Raw genomic sequence first — 17,483 nt, forward strand, 5'->3', positions numbered from 1 at the left:
AACCGGCAAGGCAAGGCCCCGTGTGCGGCGGTTGCCGGCTGCTCCATGTATGGTGAACAAACTGTGAATATTGGTTTTATGGGCGTGAAAGGTTGATTTTGAGCGGTTTTTATTATACAATAAACTAGCTTTCTTCCGACTTGCAGCCATTTGAAAGGAGCCCAAAGCCCATGCATGATTTCCCGATCCTGATCGCCCCCTCCATCCTTTCCTGCGACTTCGCCGCCATGGGCGAGGATTGCCGCGCCATGGAGCGCGCGGGCGCCGACTGGCTGCACGTCGACGTGATGGACGGCCACTTCGTCCCGAACATCTCGATCGGGGTGCCGGTCGTAAAAAGCCTGCGCCCGGCGGTAAAGCTGCCGCTGGACGTGCATCTGATGATTTCAAAACCGCTCGATTACCTCGGGGCCTTCCTGGACGCCGGCGCCGACCTGATCACCTTCCACATCGAATCCGAGTCCGAACCGGCGCTGGCCATCGCCACGATAAGGAAGCGCGGCAAGCGGGCGGGGCTTGTCCTGAAGCCCGCCACGCCGGCCGAGCGGGTCTTTCCCTTTCTGCCGCTCATCGACGTCGTGATGGTGATGACGGTCGAGCCGGGCTTCGGCGGGCAGAAATTCATGCCCGGCATGCTTCCAAAAATCGAGGCGCTGCGAGAGGAAGCGCAGCGGCAGGGCCTCCCCCTTCACATCGAGGTGGACGGCGGGATCGACCCCGCCACCGCGCCCTTGGCGGTGCGCGCCGGGGCCGACGTGCTGGTCGCGGGCAGCGCGCTCTTTTCAAAGCCCGATTACGCCGGAGCGGTCCGCGATCTGCGCGCCGCGGCCGAAGCCGGCCGCGGTTTATAGGTACCGGGAGACCGCGTCGATGGCGTCCCCGCAGCGGATCGGCTTCGCGTGCTCGCAGACCAGCTCCTCGAGCAGCTCGCCCCGGCCGAGATAGCCGCCAAATTCTCCCAGCAGCTGGGCTGCCCCGGCGCGGGGCCCGTCGATCGGGGTGACGCTCAGGATATACCCGCCCCGGTAGTACAGCGAAGAGCGGTAAATCCGGTGCGACATGTGGGTGAAGACGGCTTTACACCCCTGCACGAGCTGCGGCAGGCCCGCGAACCAAAACAGGCGCGGGACGAGCTGTCCCTCCTTGATCCGGTAGCGGCTGGGCTCGCGCAGCCCCGAGAGGACGAGCTCACACCCGCCCGACTCCCCGAGCGTCGCCTCGATGAGGACGCGCTGCCCGACGCCGTGCAGGCCGGTTTTCTCCTGCAATTGCCAAAGGAGGGCGCCCAGGGCCTTTTGCAGCCCCTCCCCGCCCAGCAAAAGTTCTTCATAGCTCAACCCCAGGGCGGTCATTTCGCTTTGCTTCAGGGTCACGCGCACCCGGCCGCCCTCAAACGGTTCGATCTTCATCTATCTGTTCCTTTCGCCCCAGGCGGCTTTGCTGCCGCCGGGCCATGTGATATTGCAGTAATAAAGGAGGCGTCGCTTTGGCGTTTCATTTTCTATCAAAAGGGCTGGTGCTCGAGCAGCACAAGGAGCCCGCCCTCTCGCGGGATTTGCGGGAGCTGATCGTCCCCGGCAGCGCGCGGCCTCTGCCGCTTCCAAAAGCTGAAGACCCGGCAGCGCTTTCCCCCGAGGAGATCATCGCCTTTGCCGACGCCGCGGGAATCATCGACGAGCGCGACTCGCTCCCGCTGGGGGAGAAGCTGCGCGCGGCGCGGCGCGACGGCGGCACCGCTATGGTGGTGGCCGACGCCATCGACGACGAGCCCTATGTCTCCAGCCAGCTCGGCCCGCTCTTCAAGCTCTCCTCCCAGGCGGTGGGCGGCCTGCTCTTCGCGGCCAAGGCCGCCGGGGCGCAGGAGATCATGATCGGGGTATATAAAAACGTCTATGATCTCCGCCTGCGGATCCCCAATACATTGTATGGCGTCAAAATAAAAAGGATTACCGGAAAATATCCGGCCGAGGCGCGCTCCTCCTTCCCTGAGGGCGGGGAAGGGGTGCTGCTCGTCGGGGTCTGCGCCCTCATTCACCTCTACCGGGCCATCCACAACCACACCGCCCAGACCACCAGCTTTCTCACCGTGGCGGGCAACTGCGTGGCCAACCCCGCCAACCTCGAGGCCACGAACGGCCTGAGCGTCTGGCAGGCGCTCGAGCGCTGCGGGCTGCTCGAGGAGCCGGCGCGGGTTGTCATCGGCGGACCGATGACCGGCATGAGCATCCTCGACCCCGCGCACACCCCCATCAGCGCGACCACCCGCGCGGTGCTGGCCTTCCTAGACAACCCGCGCGAGCGGCACTACAGCTGCATCGGCTGCGGAAAGTGCGCCAGCGTCTGCCCGCAGGAACTCTCCCCGCTCTTCCTTTACAAGTCCTCCAAGCAAAAATTGGTCGGGATGCTGCGCTTTTACGACGTGGAGCGCTGCATTGGCTGCGGGACCTGCAGCTATGTCTGCCCGGCCAAGCTCGAGCTCTCGGCCGAGATCCTGAGCGCCAAGCGGCTGGTGGAGGGGCTGGATAAAGCACAGCCGCAAACGCAGCCCCAAGAGGGGACACAGGAGGATCAAAATGATACTCAAAGCGTATAACCCGCCGCATATCCGAAAGCGGGACTCCAACCGCTCGATGATGGACGACGTGCTGATCGTCCTAATCGCGCTCTACCTGATGGCCTTCTATTATTACGGGCCGCGCGCGCTGCTGCTCGGTCTGCACGCGGCCGGGGTCTCCATCGTCTGCGACCTTGTCTGCAAGCTGCTGCTGCGCCAGAAGCTGAGCCTGCGGGACCATTCCTCTCTGGTGACGGCCCTGCTCCTCCCGCTGCTGCTGCCCGCCTCGGTGGATTACGCCGTGGTGGCGGTGGCGGTGGCCTTCGCGCTGGTGGTGGTCAAATATCCCTTCGGCGGGGTGGGCCACAACCTTTTTAACCCCGCCGCCGGGGGCTTCGCCTTCGTGGCCATCTGCTTTCCCAAGGCGGTCTTTTCCTACCCGGTTCCGCTCGAAGCGCTGAACGCCTTCGGCAGCTTCACCGGGCGGCTGGTCACCTCGGCCTCCTATACCCTCAAGGCGGGCGGCGTGCCCACCGGCGGGGACTTCCTGAGCATGCTGCTGGGCAACACCCCCGGGCCGATGGGCGCGACCAACGTACTGGTGGTCTGCGCCTGCCTGCTCTATCTTGTCGTGCGCGGCTCGGTGCACTGGCAGATGCCGCTGTGCTTCCTCGGCACCTGCGCGCTTTGGGCCGGGCTGTTCCCGCGCGCGCCCATCCCGGGGGGCGCGTCGGTGATCTACGAGCTCTTCTCCGGGTGCCTGATCATGGGGGCCGTCTTCATGCTCACCGACCCGGTCACCTCGCCCAAGCGCGCGAGCGCCTGCGTGGTCTATGCCGTGTTTGCCGGGGTGATCACCATGCTGTTCCGGCGCTTCGGCGGCTTTGAGGAGTCCTTCGCCTTCTCGCTGCTGCTGTGCAACGCCCTGGCGCCGATCTTCGATTATCTGGACGAATTATTCTACCGCGCGGTAAGGAGGGGTCGCTTTGTACCTGCAAAGAACAAGAAAGCATAACCGCCTTGTCCGCCGCTTCTCGGGGCTCTTTTTCGACAACCCCGTGCTCTCGCTCGGGCTGGCGCTGCCGCTGGCCATCAGCGCGACCAACTCCCTGCAGGGCGCCTTCTGCGTGATGATCGGCATGTGGGCGACCACCCTGCCGGTCATGCTCTTCTCCTCCCTGCCGCCGGTGCGCCGTTTCCTGCCGTTGTGGGCACGCTTCCCGGTCTATGTGCTGCTGGCGGTGGCGATCCTCATCCCGGTGGAGCTGCGCCTCTCCCCCATCTACCCGGTGGTGCTCAACTCCCTTGGCGTCTACTTCCCGATCATCGCGGTCAACACCATCATGCTCTACCGCTGCGAGCACGTCGGGGTACGCTGCGGCGTTCTGCACACCCTCATCGACGGGGTGCTCCATCTGCTGGGCTTCTCGGTGGTGATGGCCCTGCTCGCCTGTGTGCGCGAGCTCTTCGGCTACGGCTCCGTCTGGGGGATCCCGGTCACGGGGATCACCTTTAAGCTGAGCGGGCTGCTCATCCCCTTCTCGGGCTGTATCCTCCTCGCCTTCCTGGCGGCGGGCAGCCGCTATATCGGGCGGCTTTGGCGGGTGCGCAACTACCGCGCCGACCTGCGCGACGGCCAGACCCCCGCCGAGGGGGAGGACGAGGACCTCGACGACGATCTCTTGATTTAGAAATGGAGGCTGCTATGGAAGCGATCGGTTTATTTTTCCTCTACGCGCTGGTGGCAATCTTTCTGGAGAACGCCGTCTTCACCCGGATGCTCGGCGTCGGGCGGATGGTCTTTCTGGGCACCCCAAAGCGGATCCTGGCCCACGGCGCGGCGCTGACCGTCATCACCTTTTTCGGCTCCATGCTGTCCTTCGCCGCCAACTATCTGCTGTATGACTACAACGTCGCCGTCTCGCTGCGCGCGCTGATCTACCTGTGCTGCCTGACGGTGGTCTATCTCATCCTCTACCTGCTCTGTGACAGGCTGCCGGGCAAGATCTTTACACCGATGAAGAAGCTGCTCCCCCTGTCCACCTTCAACTGCGCTTCGCTCGGCGCGCTGGTGCTCACCACCGCACAGCAGCACAGCTTCTTTTCCACCGTGGGCTTCGGGCTGGGCACCGGGGTCGGCTACACCCTGGCGCTGCTGCTCATCTACACCGGGCGGCGCCGGCTGGAGCTGGTCACCCTGCCGCGCGCCTTCAAGGGGATGCCCATCCACCTGCTCTATATCGGGCTGGTTTCGCTGGCCATCTACGGCCTGATCGGCCACCAGCTGCCCACCTGACGATTTGTCGGACTTGACCTTAGGAGGTGCCGTCCTTGCGCAAGGGCTATAAGATCAAACGCTACAACCGGATATACCGGCGCCGCCCCGGGGGGCTCACGCCGGTAAAGATCGTCCTGCTGGTGCTGGCGGCGGCGCTTTCGGCGCTGCTGGTTTTCAGCCTCTACGGGCCGGTACACGACTTTCTCAGCGGCCGGCTCTCGTCCACCATCGGCGCTTCGGGAGGGGAGGAGGCCGCGTCCCCGTCAAGCGGCGAGGAGGCGTCCCCGCCGCCGGCGGCACCCGCGCCCGCCGCCCCGGCCGCGCAGAAGAGCGATCCCCCGCCGGTCACAGGGCTGCGCGCCTGCTATATCCCGGCGAGCCGCCTGCTGGCGGGCGAGGCGCTCTCCTTTGTCGAGGGCACCGGGGTTGAAGGGTACAACGCCGTGATGATCGACCTCAAGGACACGGGCGGTTCGGTGCTTTACCGCAGCAATCTCGAGCTGGTCGCCCAGGCCGGCGCACAGTCGGAGAACGCCGTGGACCTCGGCGCGCTCTGCGCCGAGCTGCATGAGGCGGGATACCAGGTGATCGGGCGGGTGCAGGCCTTTTGCGACCCGCTGGCCCCGAAGGGGCAGGAGATGGCCGCGGTCAAATACATGAATTCCGATTGGGGCTGGCTGGACGCCGAGGCCGAGCGCGGCGGCAAGCCGTGGCTGAACCCCTACTCCCCCATCGCGCAGAGCTATATCACCGACATCGCCCTCGAGGCGATCGGCGCGGGGGTGGACACCATCCTGCTCGATTCGGTCCAATTCCCCGAGGGGTACGGACTCCAGTACGCCACCTATGGCGAGTGGTCGCAGAGCAAGCCGAGGGACGCCGTGCTGCGCGAGTTCGTGCAGTCGGTGCGCGAGCAGGCCGCCCAGCGGGGCGGCAGCCTCCTGTGCTATACGAGCGCCGACTCGGTCTTCGGGCAGAACAACGCCCGCTACGGGGAGAGCAACCCCGCGAACCTCTTTGGCGGGGCCCTCGCGGTAGGGGTCATGCCCGCCAGCTTCGGCGAGGTCTATGAGCTCGAGGGCTTCCGGCTGCAGGCCCCGGCCACCACCCCCTTCGACACGGTGCAGGCGGTGCTGGGCAGGGTGAAATCCTCGGCCCCCAGCGTGCAGACACTGGTGGCCTGTCTGCAGGGGTATACCGACAACACGCTCGAGGGCGCGTATAACCGGCAGTATACCGCCGCCGACGTGGCCGAGCAGATACGCGCCGCCGGGGAGGCCGGGATCGACAGCTACATTGTCCTCTACTGACATGGGTTTCATCGAAAGCCGCAGGCGCGTCTGCGGCTTTCGCGCTTTTCTGAGGCCTTTTTATTCTTTTCGTCCTGTGCTATAATGGATGCTTGCAAACCGATTGGGAGGTAACAACACATGCCAAACGAAGGCGCGCGCTATCCCGCGCTGAAAAAACAGATTTTGGAACAATACTTTTCCCGGATGAACCCCCGCCAGCGCGAAGCGGTCTTCACCGTCAGCGGCCCGGTGCTCATCCTCGCGGGTGCTGGCAGCGGCAAGACCACCGTGCTGATCAACCGCATTCTCAACCTGGTCCGCTTCGGGGATGCCTACCACTCCGATTACATACCGCCGCTGGGCGAGGAGGATTACGCCTTTTTGGAAAGCTGGGCCGAGGGGGCAGGCGGGGACGAGGAGCGCCTCTGCTCGCTGATCGCTTCCCGCCCGGTGCGGCCCTGGAATATCTTAGCCATCACCTTCACCAACAAGGCCGCGGGGGAGCTGCGCGAGCGGCTCGAGCGCACCCTGGGCGAGGCGGCCAGAGACATAAACGCCGCCACCTTCCACAGCGCCTGCGTGCGGATTTTGCGGCGGTATATCGAGCGGCTGGGCTATTCCCCGAGCTTCACCATCTATGACAGCGACGATTCGATCCGGGTGATCAAGCGGCAGATGGACCTCTGTGGGGTCAGTGACAAGAACCTCAAGCCCCGCACCCTGCTCTCGGTCATCTCCCGCGCCAAGGACGCCATGCTCACCCCGCAGGAGCTTATGAAAAGCTCAAACGACTACCTCACCCAGACGGCGGCCAAGTGCTACCAGGGCTACCAGCAGGAGCTGCGCCACGCCAACGCGGTGGATTTCGACGACATCATCCTGCTCACGGTGCGCCTGCTGCAGGAAAACTCCGACGTGCTCGAATACTACCAGAACCGCTTCCGCTACATCATGGTGGACGAATACCAGGACACCAACCTCCTGCAGTATAAGCTGATCGCCCTGCTCGCGGGCGGGCACCACAACCTGTGCGTGGTGGGGGACGACGACCAGAGCATCTACAAGTTCCGCGGCGCCACCATCGAAAATATCCTCCAGTTCGAGGACCAGTTCCCCGGCGCCAAGGTGATCCGGCTCGAGCAGAACTACCGCTCGACCAAGACCATCCTCGCCGCGGCCAACGGGGTAATCCAGAACAATACCGAGCGCAAGGGCAAAAACCTCTGGACCGAAAATGGCGAGGGGGCCAAGGTCCAGGTGGTTCGCCTGTCCGACGAGCAGGGCGAGGCCGCCTATATTTGCGACACCATCGCCAAAAACGTGCGCGAGGGACAGCATTTTTCGGACCACGCCGTCCTTTACCGGATGAACGCCCAGTCCGCTTCGATCGAGCGGGAGCTGACCCGCAGCGCCATCCCCTATAAGATCATCGGCGGGCTGCGCTTCTACGAGCGCAAGGAAATCAAGGACCTGATCTCTTACCTGAGTATCATCAACAACCCCTCGGACAACCTGCGCCTGACAAGGATCATCAACGAGCCCAAGCGCGGGATCGGGGAGGCGACCATCAGTGCCGCAAACGAGCTGGCTCTCTCGCTCGGGCTCCCGCTTTTCGAGGTGCTGCGCGCCGCCGACGAGTACCAGCCCCTCTCGCGCAAGGCCCTCTCGCTGATCGAATTCACCAGGATGATCGACTCCTTCATCGAGGAGGAGGCAGGGGGCCTGCCGCTCGACGAACTGTTCGACCTGGTGCTCGAGCGCTCAGGCTACATGGCCGCGCTCAAGGCCCAGGGCACCCTCGAGCAGACCAGGATCGAAAACCTGGAGGAGCTCAAGACCAACATCCAGCACTATATGCAGGAGAACGAGGAGCCCACCCTCTCTGGGTTTTTGGAGGAGATCGCGCTCTACACCGACCTCGACAGCTACAACGACAGCGACGACCGGGTGATTTTGATGACCATCCACTCGGCCAAGGGGCTGGAATTCCCCAACGTCTTTGTCGCGGGCGCGGAGGAGGGGATCTTCCCCGGCAGCCAGTCGATCTACGACCCGCAGCAGATCGAGGAGGAGCGCCGCCTGGCCTACGTCGCCTATACCCGCGCCAAGGCGGCGCTGCATATTACCTGCTGCGCCCAGCGGATGATCTTCGGCTCGACCACCCGCAACATGATGTCCCGCTTCATCAAGGAGCTGCCTAAGGAGACCTACGAGCTGGACGACAAGACCGTCTCGCGCAACCTGCTCGAGGACGTCCGCCCTCAGCGCACGCAGAAAAGCGCGGCGAGCGTCTCCCGGCGCCTTGGCGCCGGCATGCCGGCGCGGAAGGCGGACAGCGCCAGCTACAGCGAGGGCGAGCGGGTCGAGCACCCGGTCTACGGCGCTGGCACCGTCCTCTCGGTCAAGCCGATGGGTGGGGACCGGCTTTTGGAGATCGCCTTCGATTCGGTGGGCACCAAGAAGGTGATGGCAAACTACGCCAAGCTCAAGAAGCCGGCCGAGGTATAAGGAGGAACGGCAATGAGAGAACAGTTTATCGAAATATTTAACGAACATGTCAAGCGCGAGGGGGCAAGCCAGCTGCTGAGCTGGCTGCAGCGCACCGACTTCTTCACCGCCCCGGCGAGCACCCGCTTCCATCTGGCGCAGGAGGGGGGCCTCTGCCTGCACAGTCTGAACGTCTACCGCCGGCTCTGCCAGAACCCGCAGGCCGCCGCGGAGTATTCCCCCGAGACGCTGGCCGTCTGCGGGCTGCTGCACGACATTTGCAAGGCCGATTTCTACGCGGTGAGCACCCGCAACGTGAAAAACGAGCAGACCGGCCAGTGGGAGAAACAGCCCTTCTATACCGTCAACGACCAGCTCCCCTATGGGCACGGCGAGAAGTCGGTCTATATCATCAGCGGCTTCATGAGGCTGAGCCGCGAGGAGGCGATGGCGATCCGCTGGCACATGGGCGGGTTCGACGACTCGGTCAAGGTGGGCAGCTTCGCGCTCTCGGGCGCGTTCGAGCGCTACCCGCTGGCGGTCCACCTGCATGTGGCAGACTTGCAGGCGACCTATCTGGACGAAGTGAGAAAGGATAAGTTTGAAAGATGAATCTTTCAAACCCTCGGTTTTTTTGCCTAAGAAAGGAATGATTATCATTATGGCAATCGAAGCGGTACGGGAGTATTTTTCTTCCCTTGGGATGCTGGAGCGCATCCACGAATTCACAGTCTCCAGCGCGACGGTGGAGCTTGCCGCCGCCGCATTGGGGGTAGAGGGGGCCAGGATCGCCAAGACCCTATCCTTCCTGGACGCGGACGGCGGGTGCATTCTGATCGTCGCCGCCGGGGACGCCAAGATCGACAACCCGAAATATAAGGCGGCGTTTTCCTGCAAGGCCAAGATGCTTACCCCCGAGCAGGTGGCGGGGCTGACCGGCCACGAGATCGGCGGGGTCTGCCCGTTCTGCAACCCCGGCGGGGTGCGCACCTACCTGGACGAGTCGCTGCGGCGCTTCGATACCGTCTATCCCGCGGCGGGCAGCGCCAGCTCGGCCATCGAGCTGACCCCGGACGAGCTCTTTGCGCTGTCGAAGGCGGCCGGGTGGGTGGACGTCTGCAAGGGCTGGCAGGCATGAGGCGGCTTGTGCCGCTGGTGCTGAGCGGCCTGCTCCTGCTGGCCGGCTGCGCCGGCGCGCCCGGACAACAGAATGATGTTCCCCCGCCGGGCGCCGCGCCGGAAAGCGCCCCCGAAGAGCCCGCGCCCATGGCGGGCGCGCCGCGGGACGAGCTGCTGGAGCGCCTGAGCGAGGCGGCAAACAGCTTCGTCAACGGCGAGGACTTCGTGCCCTGGCAATATAACCTGGGGCTTTATGACTTCGACGGGGACGGCTCCCCCGAGCTGATCGTGGGCAGCTACGGCAACTTTTCGGGCACCCATACCCTGCTGCGGCTGACGGAAGACGCATACGAGGTCGTAGGCGACTACGAGGTGCCGAACGGCAGCTGCGAATTTTACCCGGCCGCCTCGGGCGATGGGCTCGTACTCATTGGCAAGGGCGGGCACGGGACGCAGGAAATCGTCCTGGAAAGCGCCCTGCGCCTGCTGCCAGAGCCGGATGAAGCGGGCGGGCTGCTGGACGTCTGGCAGCGCACCTACACGCTCTTCGGCGGGGACGACGCGCAGAGCGCCTGCACCGTCACCCATAACGGCGAGGAGCAAGCCGCCTGCCAAAGCCCGCAGGACCCCGAGGCCGCCGCGTTCGACGCACGGTTCGCGCACGGGGACACCCCGGCCTTGGTGGCGATGGAGGAGGAAGCCTTCTTCGCCGGTACCGAGGACAACGGGGAAATCCTCCTGCCGGTCCCGCAGGAGGAGCTGCGCACCCGGATCGACGCGCTGTTGGAGCGGCTGGAGAAGGATTAAAAATGACCGTTAGCTAAGCAAGCTAACGGTCATCTTTCTGTAATTTCATTCGCCTCTCCCGGGAAACGCTTCCAGGAGTTGGAACCTATGCCCTAATTATACCCGATTCTGGGAAAGGTTGCAAGGGAAAATGGCGGTTTCCTTCCCCATCCGCCTGCCGGCAGGACCCCAGGATTGCTTATCTAGCGGTCTTTTGGGGAGGTTTTATTGATGAAGCGAATGGCATGTTCCCTGCTGCTGGCAGCCTGCCTGGCGGCTATACTTTTTCTTCCCGCGGCCGCGGACGAGGCGCGGGCCGCAGTCCAGGCCGACGAATACGGGGTCAACATCCCCTTCACCCCCTCGACGCGCACTGGCCGCTATGTCTTCGCCCTCTACGAGGGGGCGGCGGCCGACCCGCAGGCGCTGCTGGCCCGGGAGGAGCTGACTGTCCAGTCGGCGCGCACCGTCTTCCTCCCGGCCCCGATCTCGCTGGCCGAGCCGAAAACCTATACCCTCACCGTGACCGCCCTTCCCATGCCGGGCCGGGAGGGGCTGGACCGCGAGGCGACCAAGTCCGCCGCGCTCCAGACCGCTCGCGTCTGCGGACATCCTGACGACACCGGCGCTTTCCTAATGGGGAACGGCAGCGCGCAAAACCCCTACCAGGTCGCCAGTCCCGCCCAGCTGGCGCATCTGCAAAAGCACACCGGTTCCCATTATAAGCAGGCCTGCGACATCGACATGGCGGGGGTGTCCTGGCAGAACTTCGACTTTAACGGCACCTACGACGGGGACGGCTATGTCATCCGGAACCTGACCAGTACCTCCTCCGGCAAGCCCGCTGGGCTGTTCGCCACATTCAGCGGCGCGCTGATGAACCTGGGGATCGAAAATGCCAACATCGCCATGACGGGAGGATCATGGCACGCCGGCACCCTCGCCGGCCAGGCCAGGGATGCCACCATTTCGCGCTGCTACTCCAAGGATTGCACCGTCAGCACCACCGCCGGTTATGACGCGGGGGGAATCCTCGGAAACGACAGCACCAACATCGTAATCGAGGACTGCTACGCACTGGGCGGCGTCTATTCCGGCGTCCGCCACGCGGCAGGCATTTCGGGGGACTTCAACGGTGACAGCACCGCCAACACCATCCGCCGCTGCTACGCCATTCCCGCCAAATTGTCGGGCACGCAGGGAAACGGGATGATCGCCGGGTTGTGGGGGAAGGCAAAAATGGAAAACTGCTATTTTCCCAACGACACCGCCTGCGGGTCCACCACCGCCACCGCCTCGGGCAACGTGGCGGGCGCCTCTGGCTTGCCGCTGGCCTCCTTCACAAACGCCGCCAGCTTTTCGGGGTGGGACATCGGGGGGAGCGGCAGCGCCTGGGTGATGGGCGAAAACGGGCCCGAGCTCAAGGTTTTCGCACAGCGCCGCGCGGGGGGCTAAGCGCGCGGCGTCCCATCACCCAAAAGCGCCCCGGCCAAGAATCTTTGGCCGGGGCGCTTTCTCTGTTTCACCCCTGCGGGGCGATCCGGGAATAATATTTCTTGTCGTAGTCCTGGTAAAGCTCGGCATAGGTCTTGGAGGTGCCCAGGTGGACCTCGCGCAGATAGTCGTGCCGGTCGATCCCCTGCTCGGCATTCTGATGGGTGATGACATGCACCCCAACGTTCGAGCAGTGGTCGGCGATACGCTCCAGGCTCGAAAGGGTCTCGACATACGGGAAGCCCGCCTCGATCGAGCAGCTCCCGTCCCGCAGGCGCAGGATGTGCCGCTCCTTGAGCGTCTCCTCCACCAGGTCGATCACCTGCTCGAGCGGCTCGATGGTGGCGGCCACCGCCACGTCCTGTTCCTCGAAGGAGCAGATCGCCTTCTCAATGATCTCCCCCACCGCCTCGCTGAGCACCTGCAGCTCACCCAGGGCCTTCTGGGAGAAGTTGGCCTTGTCATCGTACAGGCGCAGCGCGCACTGGGCGTTGTTCATCGAGTAGTCGCCTATTCGCTCAAACTCGCTGATCACCTGCAGCGTCTGTGAGACCTGGCGCGACTCGCTCTCGGTGAGCTCGCGCTCCGAGAGCTTGAGCAGGTAGATTCCCAGGCGGCTCTCCAGCTTGTCGATGGTGTCCTCGTTCTCGCGCATACGCTCCTCCCGCTTGAGGTCCAATTTTTCAAATTGCTTGATCGAATTGCTGAAGTTCTTGAGCGCGAGCTTGCCCATCTGCACCGTGGCCTTATGCACATATTCCAGCGCCAGGCCGGGGGAGACGAGCAGCCGGTCGTCCAGCTGGACCACCACGGCCTCTTCCTCGTCCTCCCCGGTCGGGTCGTCCTTGATCATGGTGCAGACGATCCGCTCCAGGAGCCCCACGAAGGGCAGGAAGAGCAGGGTGATGGTCACGTTGAAGATGGTGTGGAAATTCGCGATCCCGCCCATCGAGATCGGGTCGTTCCAGAACGGGAAGCCGATGGTATATTGGAACAGGTAGGTCGCCGCCAGGAAGATGACGGTACCCAGGATGTTGAAGGTCAGGTGGACCATTGCGGTGCGCTTGGCGTTCTTGGAAGCGCCGATCGAGGCCAGGATCGGGGTGATGCACGTACCGATGTTCTGGCCCATGATGATCGGGAAGGCCGATGCACAGGTGATCACCCCGGTGGAGGAGAGCGCCTGCAGGATACCGACCGAGGCGGAGGAGGACTGGATGACCGCGGTCACCAGGGTCCCGACGATCACGCCGAGGACGGGGTTTTCAAACATCGAAAAGAGCTTCGCGAAGCCGGGCATGTCGGCCAAGGGGGCCACCGCGTCGGACATGGTGATCATCCCGGTGAAGAGGATGCCAAACCCCAGCAGGATCTGCCCGACGTCCTTTTTGACGGTGCGCTTGGAGGACATGAAGAGCAGCACGCCGATGATGGCGAACAGCGGCGCCAGGGTGGTGGGCTTAAAAAACTGGATGAGGAAGTTGGAGCTGTCCACCCCGGCCAGACGCAGAATGTGCGCGGTGATGGTGGTACCGATGTTCGCGCCCATGATGACCCCGATGGCCTGGCGCAGCTTCATGACCCTGGCGTTTACCAGGCCAACGACCACCACCGTGGTGGCCGAGGAGGACTGGACCGCCGCGGTGACCAACGCGCCGAACAGCACGCTCGACAGGGTATTCTTGGTCAGCTTCTCCAGCGCGCTCTCCAGCCGCCCGCCCGAGACCTTCTCCAACCCTGAGCCGAGAATCGACATTCCGTACAGAAAGAGGGCCAGCCCGCCCAACATGGTCACCAAGCTGAAAAAATCCATTGATCTTCCTCCGTTTGTCCGAAGATTTTACCGTCCCTTGACCCGGTTCTCTCATTTTGATTATAACAGCCGCGAAAGAAATACTCAACAATTTTTAAAAGAAAATTTATACCCTCATAAATAATTGTACTTGTTATAAAGAAATCCACAGGGAAATCATTGGGTTTCCAAAGGGTCCTTGACCCTTTGGCGGGTGTGGGCAGAGCCCACGGCCTTTTCCGGGTCGCTGCCATCTTGCCGCCACAGAAGCCTCCCATAGATCAGGAAGGGGAGCAAAAAGCTTCCAGTGGAAGGCTTTTGCGTGGGGAAACCCTATCAAGGGGTTTCCCCATGACCATTTTTCGCGACAGGAAAATAGCTTTTCCGCCCCCTGCATTACAAGCATTCGGGGCAAAAAAGCTATCTTTTTCGATACAAATCGTATATAATATTAATAAATATACTATTTGTTCCCTATTTCGCGGCTATCCGCCATACCGGGCCGAGCAGCCGAGCTGCTCCTCGATGCGCAGCAGCTGGTTGTATTTCGCCACCCGCTCGCTGCGGCAGGGCGCGCCGGTCTTGATGTACCCGGCGTTCACCGCCACGGCCAGGTCGGCGATGGTGGTGTCCTCGGTCTCGCCCGAGCGGTGGGAGATGATGGTGCGGAACCCCGCCTTCTTGGCCATCTCAATGGCGTCCAGCGACTCGGAAAGGGTGCCGATCTGGTTGACCTTGATGAGGATCGCGTTCCCCGCCCGAAGCTCGATCCCCTGGCGCAGGCGCTCGGTGTTGGTGACGAACAGGTCGTCCCCCACCAGCATGGCCTTCGAGCCGAGCTTTTCGGTCAGCGAGGCCCAGCCGATGAAGTCCTCCTCCCCCAGCGGGTCCTCCAGCGAGCAGATGGGGTAGCGCCCGAGCAGATCCTGCCAATAGGCGATCAGCGAATCGGTGTCGTAGCTGCGCCCGAGCTTGGGCAGGCGGTAGCCGTACTCGGCGGTCCACTCGCTCGCGGCGGCGTCCAGCGCCAGCATGAAGTCGGTGTGCATCTCGAAGCCCGCGCCCTCGACGGCCTCGATGATCAGTTCGATGGCCTCGCTGTCCGACGAAAGGTCCGGCGCGAAACCACCCTCGTCCCCGACCCCGGTCGAAAGGCCCCGCGCGCGCAGCAGGCTTCCCAAGCTGTGGTAGACCTGCGCGCACCAGCGCAGCCCCTCCGAGAAGGACGCCGCGCCCACCGGCATGATCATGAATTCCTGGATGTCCACATTGTTCGAGGCGTGCGCGCCGCCGTTGAGGATGTTCATCATCGGCACCGGCAGGGTATCGGCCCGCACCCCGCCGAGATACCGGTAGAGCGGCAGCCCGAGCGCCCGGCAGGCGGCCCTGGCGCAGGCGAGCGAAACACCGAGGGTAGCGTTGGCGCCGAGACCCCGCTTGTTCTCGGTGCCGTCGAGCTCGACGAGCGCCCGGTCGATCGCCCGGATGTTGGCCCCGTCCATCCCGTAGAGGGCGGGCGCGATGGTTTTGGTAATGTTTTGTACCGCGGCGAGCACCCCCTTGCCGCCGTAGCGGGAGGAGTCACCGTCGCGCAGCTCGTGCGCCTCGAACTGTCCGGTGGAGGCGCCCGAGGGCACCGCCGCCCGGCCCACGTCCCCGCCCGACAGGCGGACCACGCATTCCACCGTCGGGTTCCCCCGGCTGTCGAGGATTTCCCTTCCCTTTATCGAAACGATCTTGCACGGATATTCCATTGTATTGCCTCCTTTGGTAGACTATAGTTGTAGTATGAACGAACGGATGGGATTTTATGTACATCCTGCCATATTTTTGAGCTGTCTACGGCAGGTTTTTGCCGGAAAAATTATCCTTTCGCTGAAATTTTACGCTAAGACAAATAAAATGACCCGCGCCAGACAGAATATTGAAATGTGGAGACGGTTTCGCCGTAAAGCTGTCCCCGCTCCTACAAAAATGTGCTAAAATGAAGGCAGGAAGTTATCCCTTTCTGCTCCAGGAGGAATGAACATGAAGATTTTCAAAACTGTGCTCGCACTCTCGCTGGCCCTTTGCATGCTGGCCGGATGTACGGGCCGAAACGATGACAAGAACGGCTCGTCCTCTTCGGCCCCTTCGATTTCCAGCTCGTCGTCCAGCTCCATGCCTGAACCGAGCTCCAGCAGCGAAGCGCCCGAGAGCAGCAGTTCCTCGTCCTCTTCCTCGATGGATTCCTCGAGTGAAGCCGCAGCCGCAGCCGGGAGCGCCGATTTTTCACAAATCGGCGCTCTCGACCCGGCGGCGGTCACCTGGGGCCCGGGCCGGCAGGTGGATGAGGAGAACCGTCCCACCGCCCCCATCGCACTGCAGGAGCAATACGGAAAATACGGCGCCATCTTCATTGGAAACAAGGATGAAAAGAAAATCTACTTAACCTTTGACCAAGGGTACGAAAACGGCTACACCGCCAAAATCCTCGATACGTTAAAGGAAAAGGAGGCGCCCGCCGTCTTCTTTCTGACCGGGCACTATGTGCGCACCGAGCCCGAGCTGTGCCAGCGGATGATCGACGAGGGGCATGTGCTGGGCAACCACACCGACAACCATCTCGACGCCACCGAGGCCCCCCTCTCCGAGGCGCAGGAGGACCTGCTCTCGCTGCACAATATGGTAAACGACCAGCTTGGCTACGCCTGCCGGTATTACCGTTTCCCCGAGGGGAAATTCAGTGAGCAGGCCCTGGGGCTGGTGCAGATGAACAGCTATAAGCCGGTGTTCTGGAGCTTCGCCTACGCCGACTGGGACCCCGACAACCAGATGGCGGAGGCCGACGCGCTCGAGCAGCTGAAGAGCCACCTGCACTGCGGGGCGATCTACCTGCTGCACTCGGTCTCCTCCACCAACGCCGCCGTGCTCGGCGACTTTATCGACGCGGCGCGCCAGGAGGGCTACGAGTTCGCCAAAATGGAGCTCTAGCGTCCCTCGTCTTCCCTACTTTATGAACGGAACAGGCAAATTTTTCTTTTGCCTGTTCCGTCCTTTATTTTTCGGGGAAAACGGCGTTTTCCCGGTTGACCTTTGGTTTAACAGTTGTTACAATAGAACCATCAAATGAAGGGTGGTGAACGGCCTTGGAAGGCTCTCACAAGTGGGTCGCGCTCGGGTACAGCATCCCGATCAACCCCTCGCGCAACCGGGTCTACGTCTGGCGCAAGCTCAAGGAGTTCGGCGCGGAATATTTTAAGCAGGGCGTGGCCGTTCTGCCGCAAAACAAAAAGAATGTCGCGCGCCTCAGCCGCCTCGCCCAGAAAATCGGCGAGATGGGTGGGGACGCCCAGCTGGTGGAGCTGCGCTTTCTGCGGGCCTCGGACGAGGCCGCGCTGATCCAGAAATTCAAAAAGCAGTCGGACAGCGAATACGTCGAGCTGCTGCGCGAGTGCGCCGACCTGTTCGCCCAGCTCGGACAGCACGCCGGGCAGAAGCTGAGCGAATACGAGACCGAACAGCTCAAAAAGGTGGTCAAGAAATATTCCCTGGCCAAGAGCCGGGACCACTTCCAGTCCGGACGCTCGGGGGAGTTCGAGCAGAAGCTCTACGGGGCGATCGATTCCCTGCGCGCCTCGGCGCAGGACTTTGCCAACCAGCTGTGCCGCACGCTGGACAAGCTCTGAGCGGAGGATTTTG

General features: G+C 63.0%; 16 protein-coding genes. 13 read left to right on the forward strand and 3 right to left on the reverse strand.

The window, feature by feature from the left end; genetic code table 11:
- The first annotated feature begins 170 nt into the window (after positions 1-170).
- Positions 171-851 carry a ribulose-phosphate 3-epimerase gene (gene rpe / locus EDD78_RS09920; protein WP_132084829.1) on the forward strand — a complete coding sequence of 227 codons (681 nt, stop codon included), beginning with the start codon at positions 171-173 and terminating at the stop codon, positions 849-851.
- Here rpe and EDD78_RS09925 read toward each other — a convergent pair.
- On the reverse strand, positions 846-1,409 hold the full coding sequence (locus EDD78_RS09925) for a hypothetical protein (protein ID WP_132084830.1): 564 nt from the start codon (positions 1,407-1,409) through the stop codon (positions 846-848). The two genes, rpe and EDD78_RS09925, sit on opposite strands and share 6 nt — an antisense overlap.
- 77 nt (positions 1,410-1,486) lie before the next feature.
- On the opposite strand from EDD78_RS09925, the gene EDD78_RS09930 reads away from it, so the two are divergent.
- From EDD78_RS09930 to EDD78_RS09975, 10 genes are all read left to right on the forward strand, one after another.
- Complete coding sequence (locus tag EDD78_RS09930) at positions 1,487-2,593, forward strand: 4Fe-4S dicluster domain-containing protein (RefSeq protein ID WP_132084831.1); 1,107 nt, start codon at positions 1,487-1,489, stop codon at positions 2,591-2,593.
- Positions 2,574-3,569 (forward strand): RnfABCDGE type electron transport complex subunit D, encoded by a 996-nt coding sequence (locus tag EDD78_RS09935; protein ID WP_079699828.1) that lies wholly within the window; start codon positions 2,574-2,576, stop codon positions 3,567-3,569. The genes EDD78_RS09930 and EDD78_RS09935 overlap by 20 nt, the downstream gene beginning before the upstream one ends.
- The gene (locus EDD78_RS09940; RefSeq protein ID WP_132084832.1) at positions 3,541-4,245 is read left to right on the forward strand and encodes an Rnf-Nqr domain containing protein; all 705 of its coding nucleotides are present in this window, start codon (positions 3,541-3,543) and stop codon (positions 4,243-4,245) included. The genes EDD78_RS09935 and EDD78_RS09940 overlap by 29 nt, the downstream gene beginning before the upstream one ends.
- Before the next feature lie 14 nt (positions 4,246-4,259).
- A complete protein-coding gene (locus EDD78_RS09945) occupies positions 4,260-4,850 on the forward strand; it encodes an Rnf-Nqr domain containing protein (RefSeq protein WP_165873184.1) in 591 nt (196 codons plus the stop codon).
- 35 nt (positions 4,851-4,885) lie between these two features.
- Entirely contained in the window at positions 4,886-6,142 is a 1,257-nt protein-coding gene (locus tag EDD78_RS09950) for a putative glycoside hydrolase (RefSeq protein ID WP_132084834.1), read from the forward strand.
- Positions 6,143-6,262: 120 nt separating this feature from the next.
- Positions 6,263-8,632 (forward strand): ATP-dependent helicase, encoded by a 2,370-nt coding sequence (locus EDD78_RS09955; RefSeq protein ID WP_079699832.1) that lies wholly within the window; start codon positions 6,263-6,265, stop codon positions 8,630-8,632.
- A gap of 12 nt (positions 8,633-8,644) precedes the next feature.
- Positions 8,645-9,223 carry an HD domain-containing protein gene (locus tag EDD78_RS09960; RefSeq protein WP_132084835.1) on the forward strand — a complete coding sequence of 193 codons (579 nt, stop codon included), beginning with the start codon at positions 8,645-8,647 and terminating at the stop codon, positions 9,221-9,223.
- A gap of 49 nt (positions 9,224-9,272) precedes the next feature.
- Positions 9,273-9,749, forward strand: coding sequence for a YbaK/EbsC family protein (locus tag EDD78_RS09965; protein ID WP_132084836.1), 477 nt, complete (start codon positions 9,273-9,275; stop codon positions 9,747-9,749).
- A complete protein-coding gene (locus EDD78_RS09970; protein ID WP_132084837.1) occupies positions 9,746-10,537 on the forward strand; it encodes a hypothetical protein in 792 nt (263 codons plus the stop codon). Before EDD78_RS09965 ends, EDD78_RS09970 begins: the two co-directional genes overlap by 4 nt.
- A gap of 210 nt (positions 10,538-10,747) precedes the next feature.
- Positions 10,748-11,971, forward strand: coding sequence for a hypothetical protein (locus EDD78_RS09975; protein WP_132084838.1), 1,224 nt, complete (start codon positions 10,748-10,750; stop codon positions 11,969-11,971).
- A 67-nt stretch (positions 11,972-12,038) separates the two neighbouring features.
- On the opposite strand, the gene EDD78_RS09980 is transcribed toward EDD78_RS09975, so the two are convergent.
- Positions 12,039-13,823, reverse strand: coding sequence for a Na/Pi cotransporter family protein (locus tag EDD78_RS09980; RefSeq protein WP_079699837.1), 1,785 nt, complete (start codon positions 13,821-13,823; stop codon positions 12,039-12,041).
- A gap of 464 nt (positions 13,824-14,287) precedes the next feature.
- A complete protein-coding gene (gene eno / locus EDD78_RS09985) occupies positions 14,288-15,556 on the reverse strand; it encodes a phosphopyruvate hydratase (protein WP_132084839.1) in 1,269 nt (422 codons plus the stop codon).
- A gap of 274 nt (positions 15,557-15,830) precedes the next feature.
- Between eno and EDD78_RS09990 the strand changes: the two genes are divergently transcribed.
- Positions 15,831-16,775, forward strand: a complete 945-nt coding sequence (locus tag EDD78_RS09990) for a polysaccharide deacetylase family protein (RefSeq protein WP_159449024.1) — start codon at positions 15,831-15,833, stop codon at positions 16,773-16,775.
- A 155-nt stretch (positions 16,776-16,930) separates the two neighbouring features.
- On the forward strand, positions 16,931-17,470 hold the full coding sequence (locus EDD78_RS09995) for a Chromate resistance protein ChrB (protein WP_079699840.1): 540 nt from the start codon (positions 16,931-16,933) through the stop codon (positions 17,468-17,470).
- The last annotated feature ends 13 nt before the right edge of the window (positions 17,471-17,483 follow it).

Origin of the sequence: Harryflintia acetispora (genome assembly GCA_004340125.1) — a bacterium.
Taxonomy (GTDB): domain Bacteria; phylum Bacillota; class Clostridia; order Oscillospirales; family Ruminococcaceae; genus Harryflintia; species Harryflintia acetispora.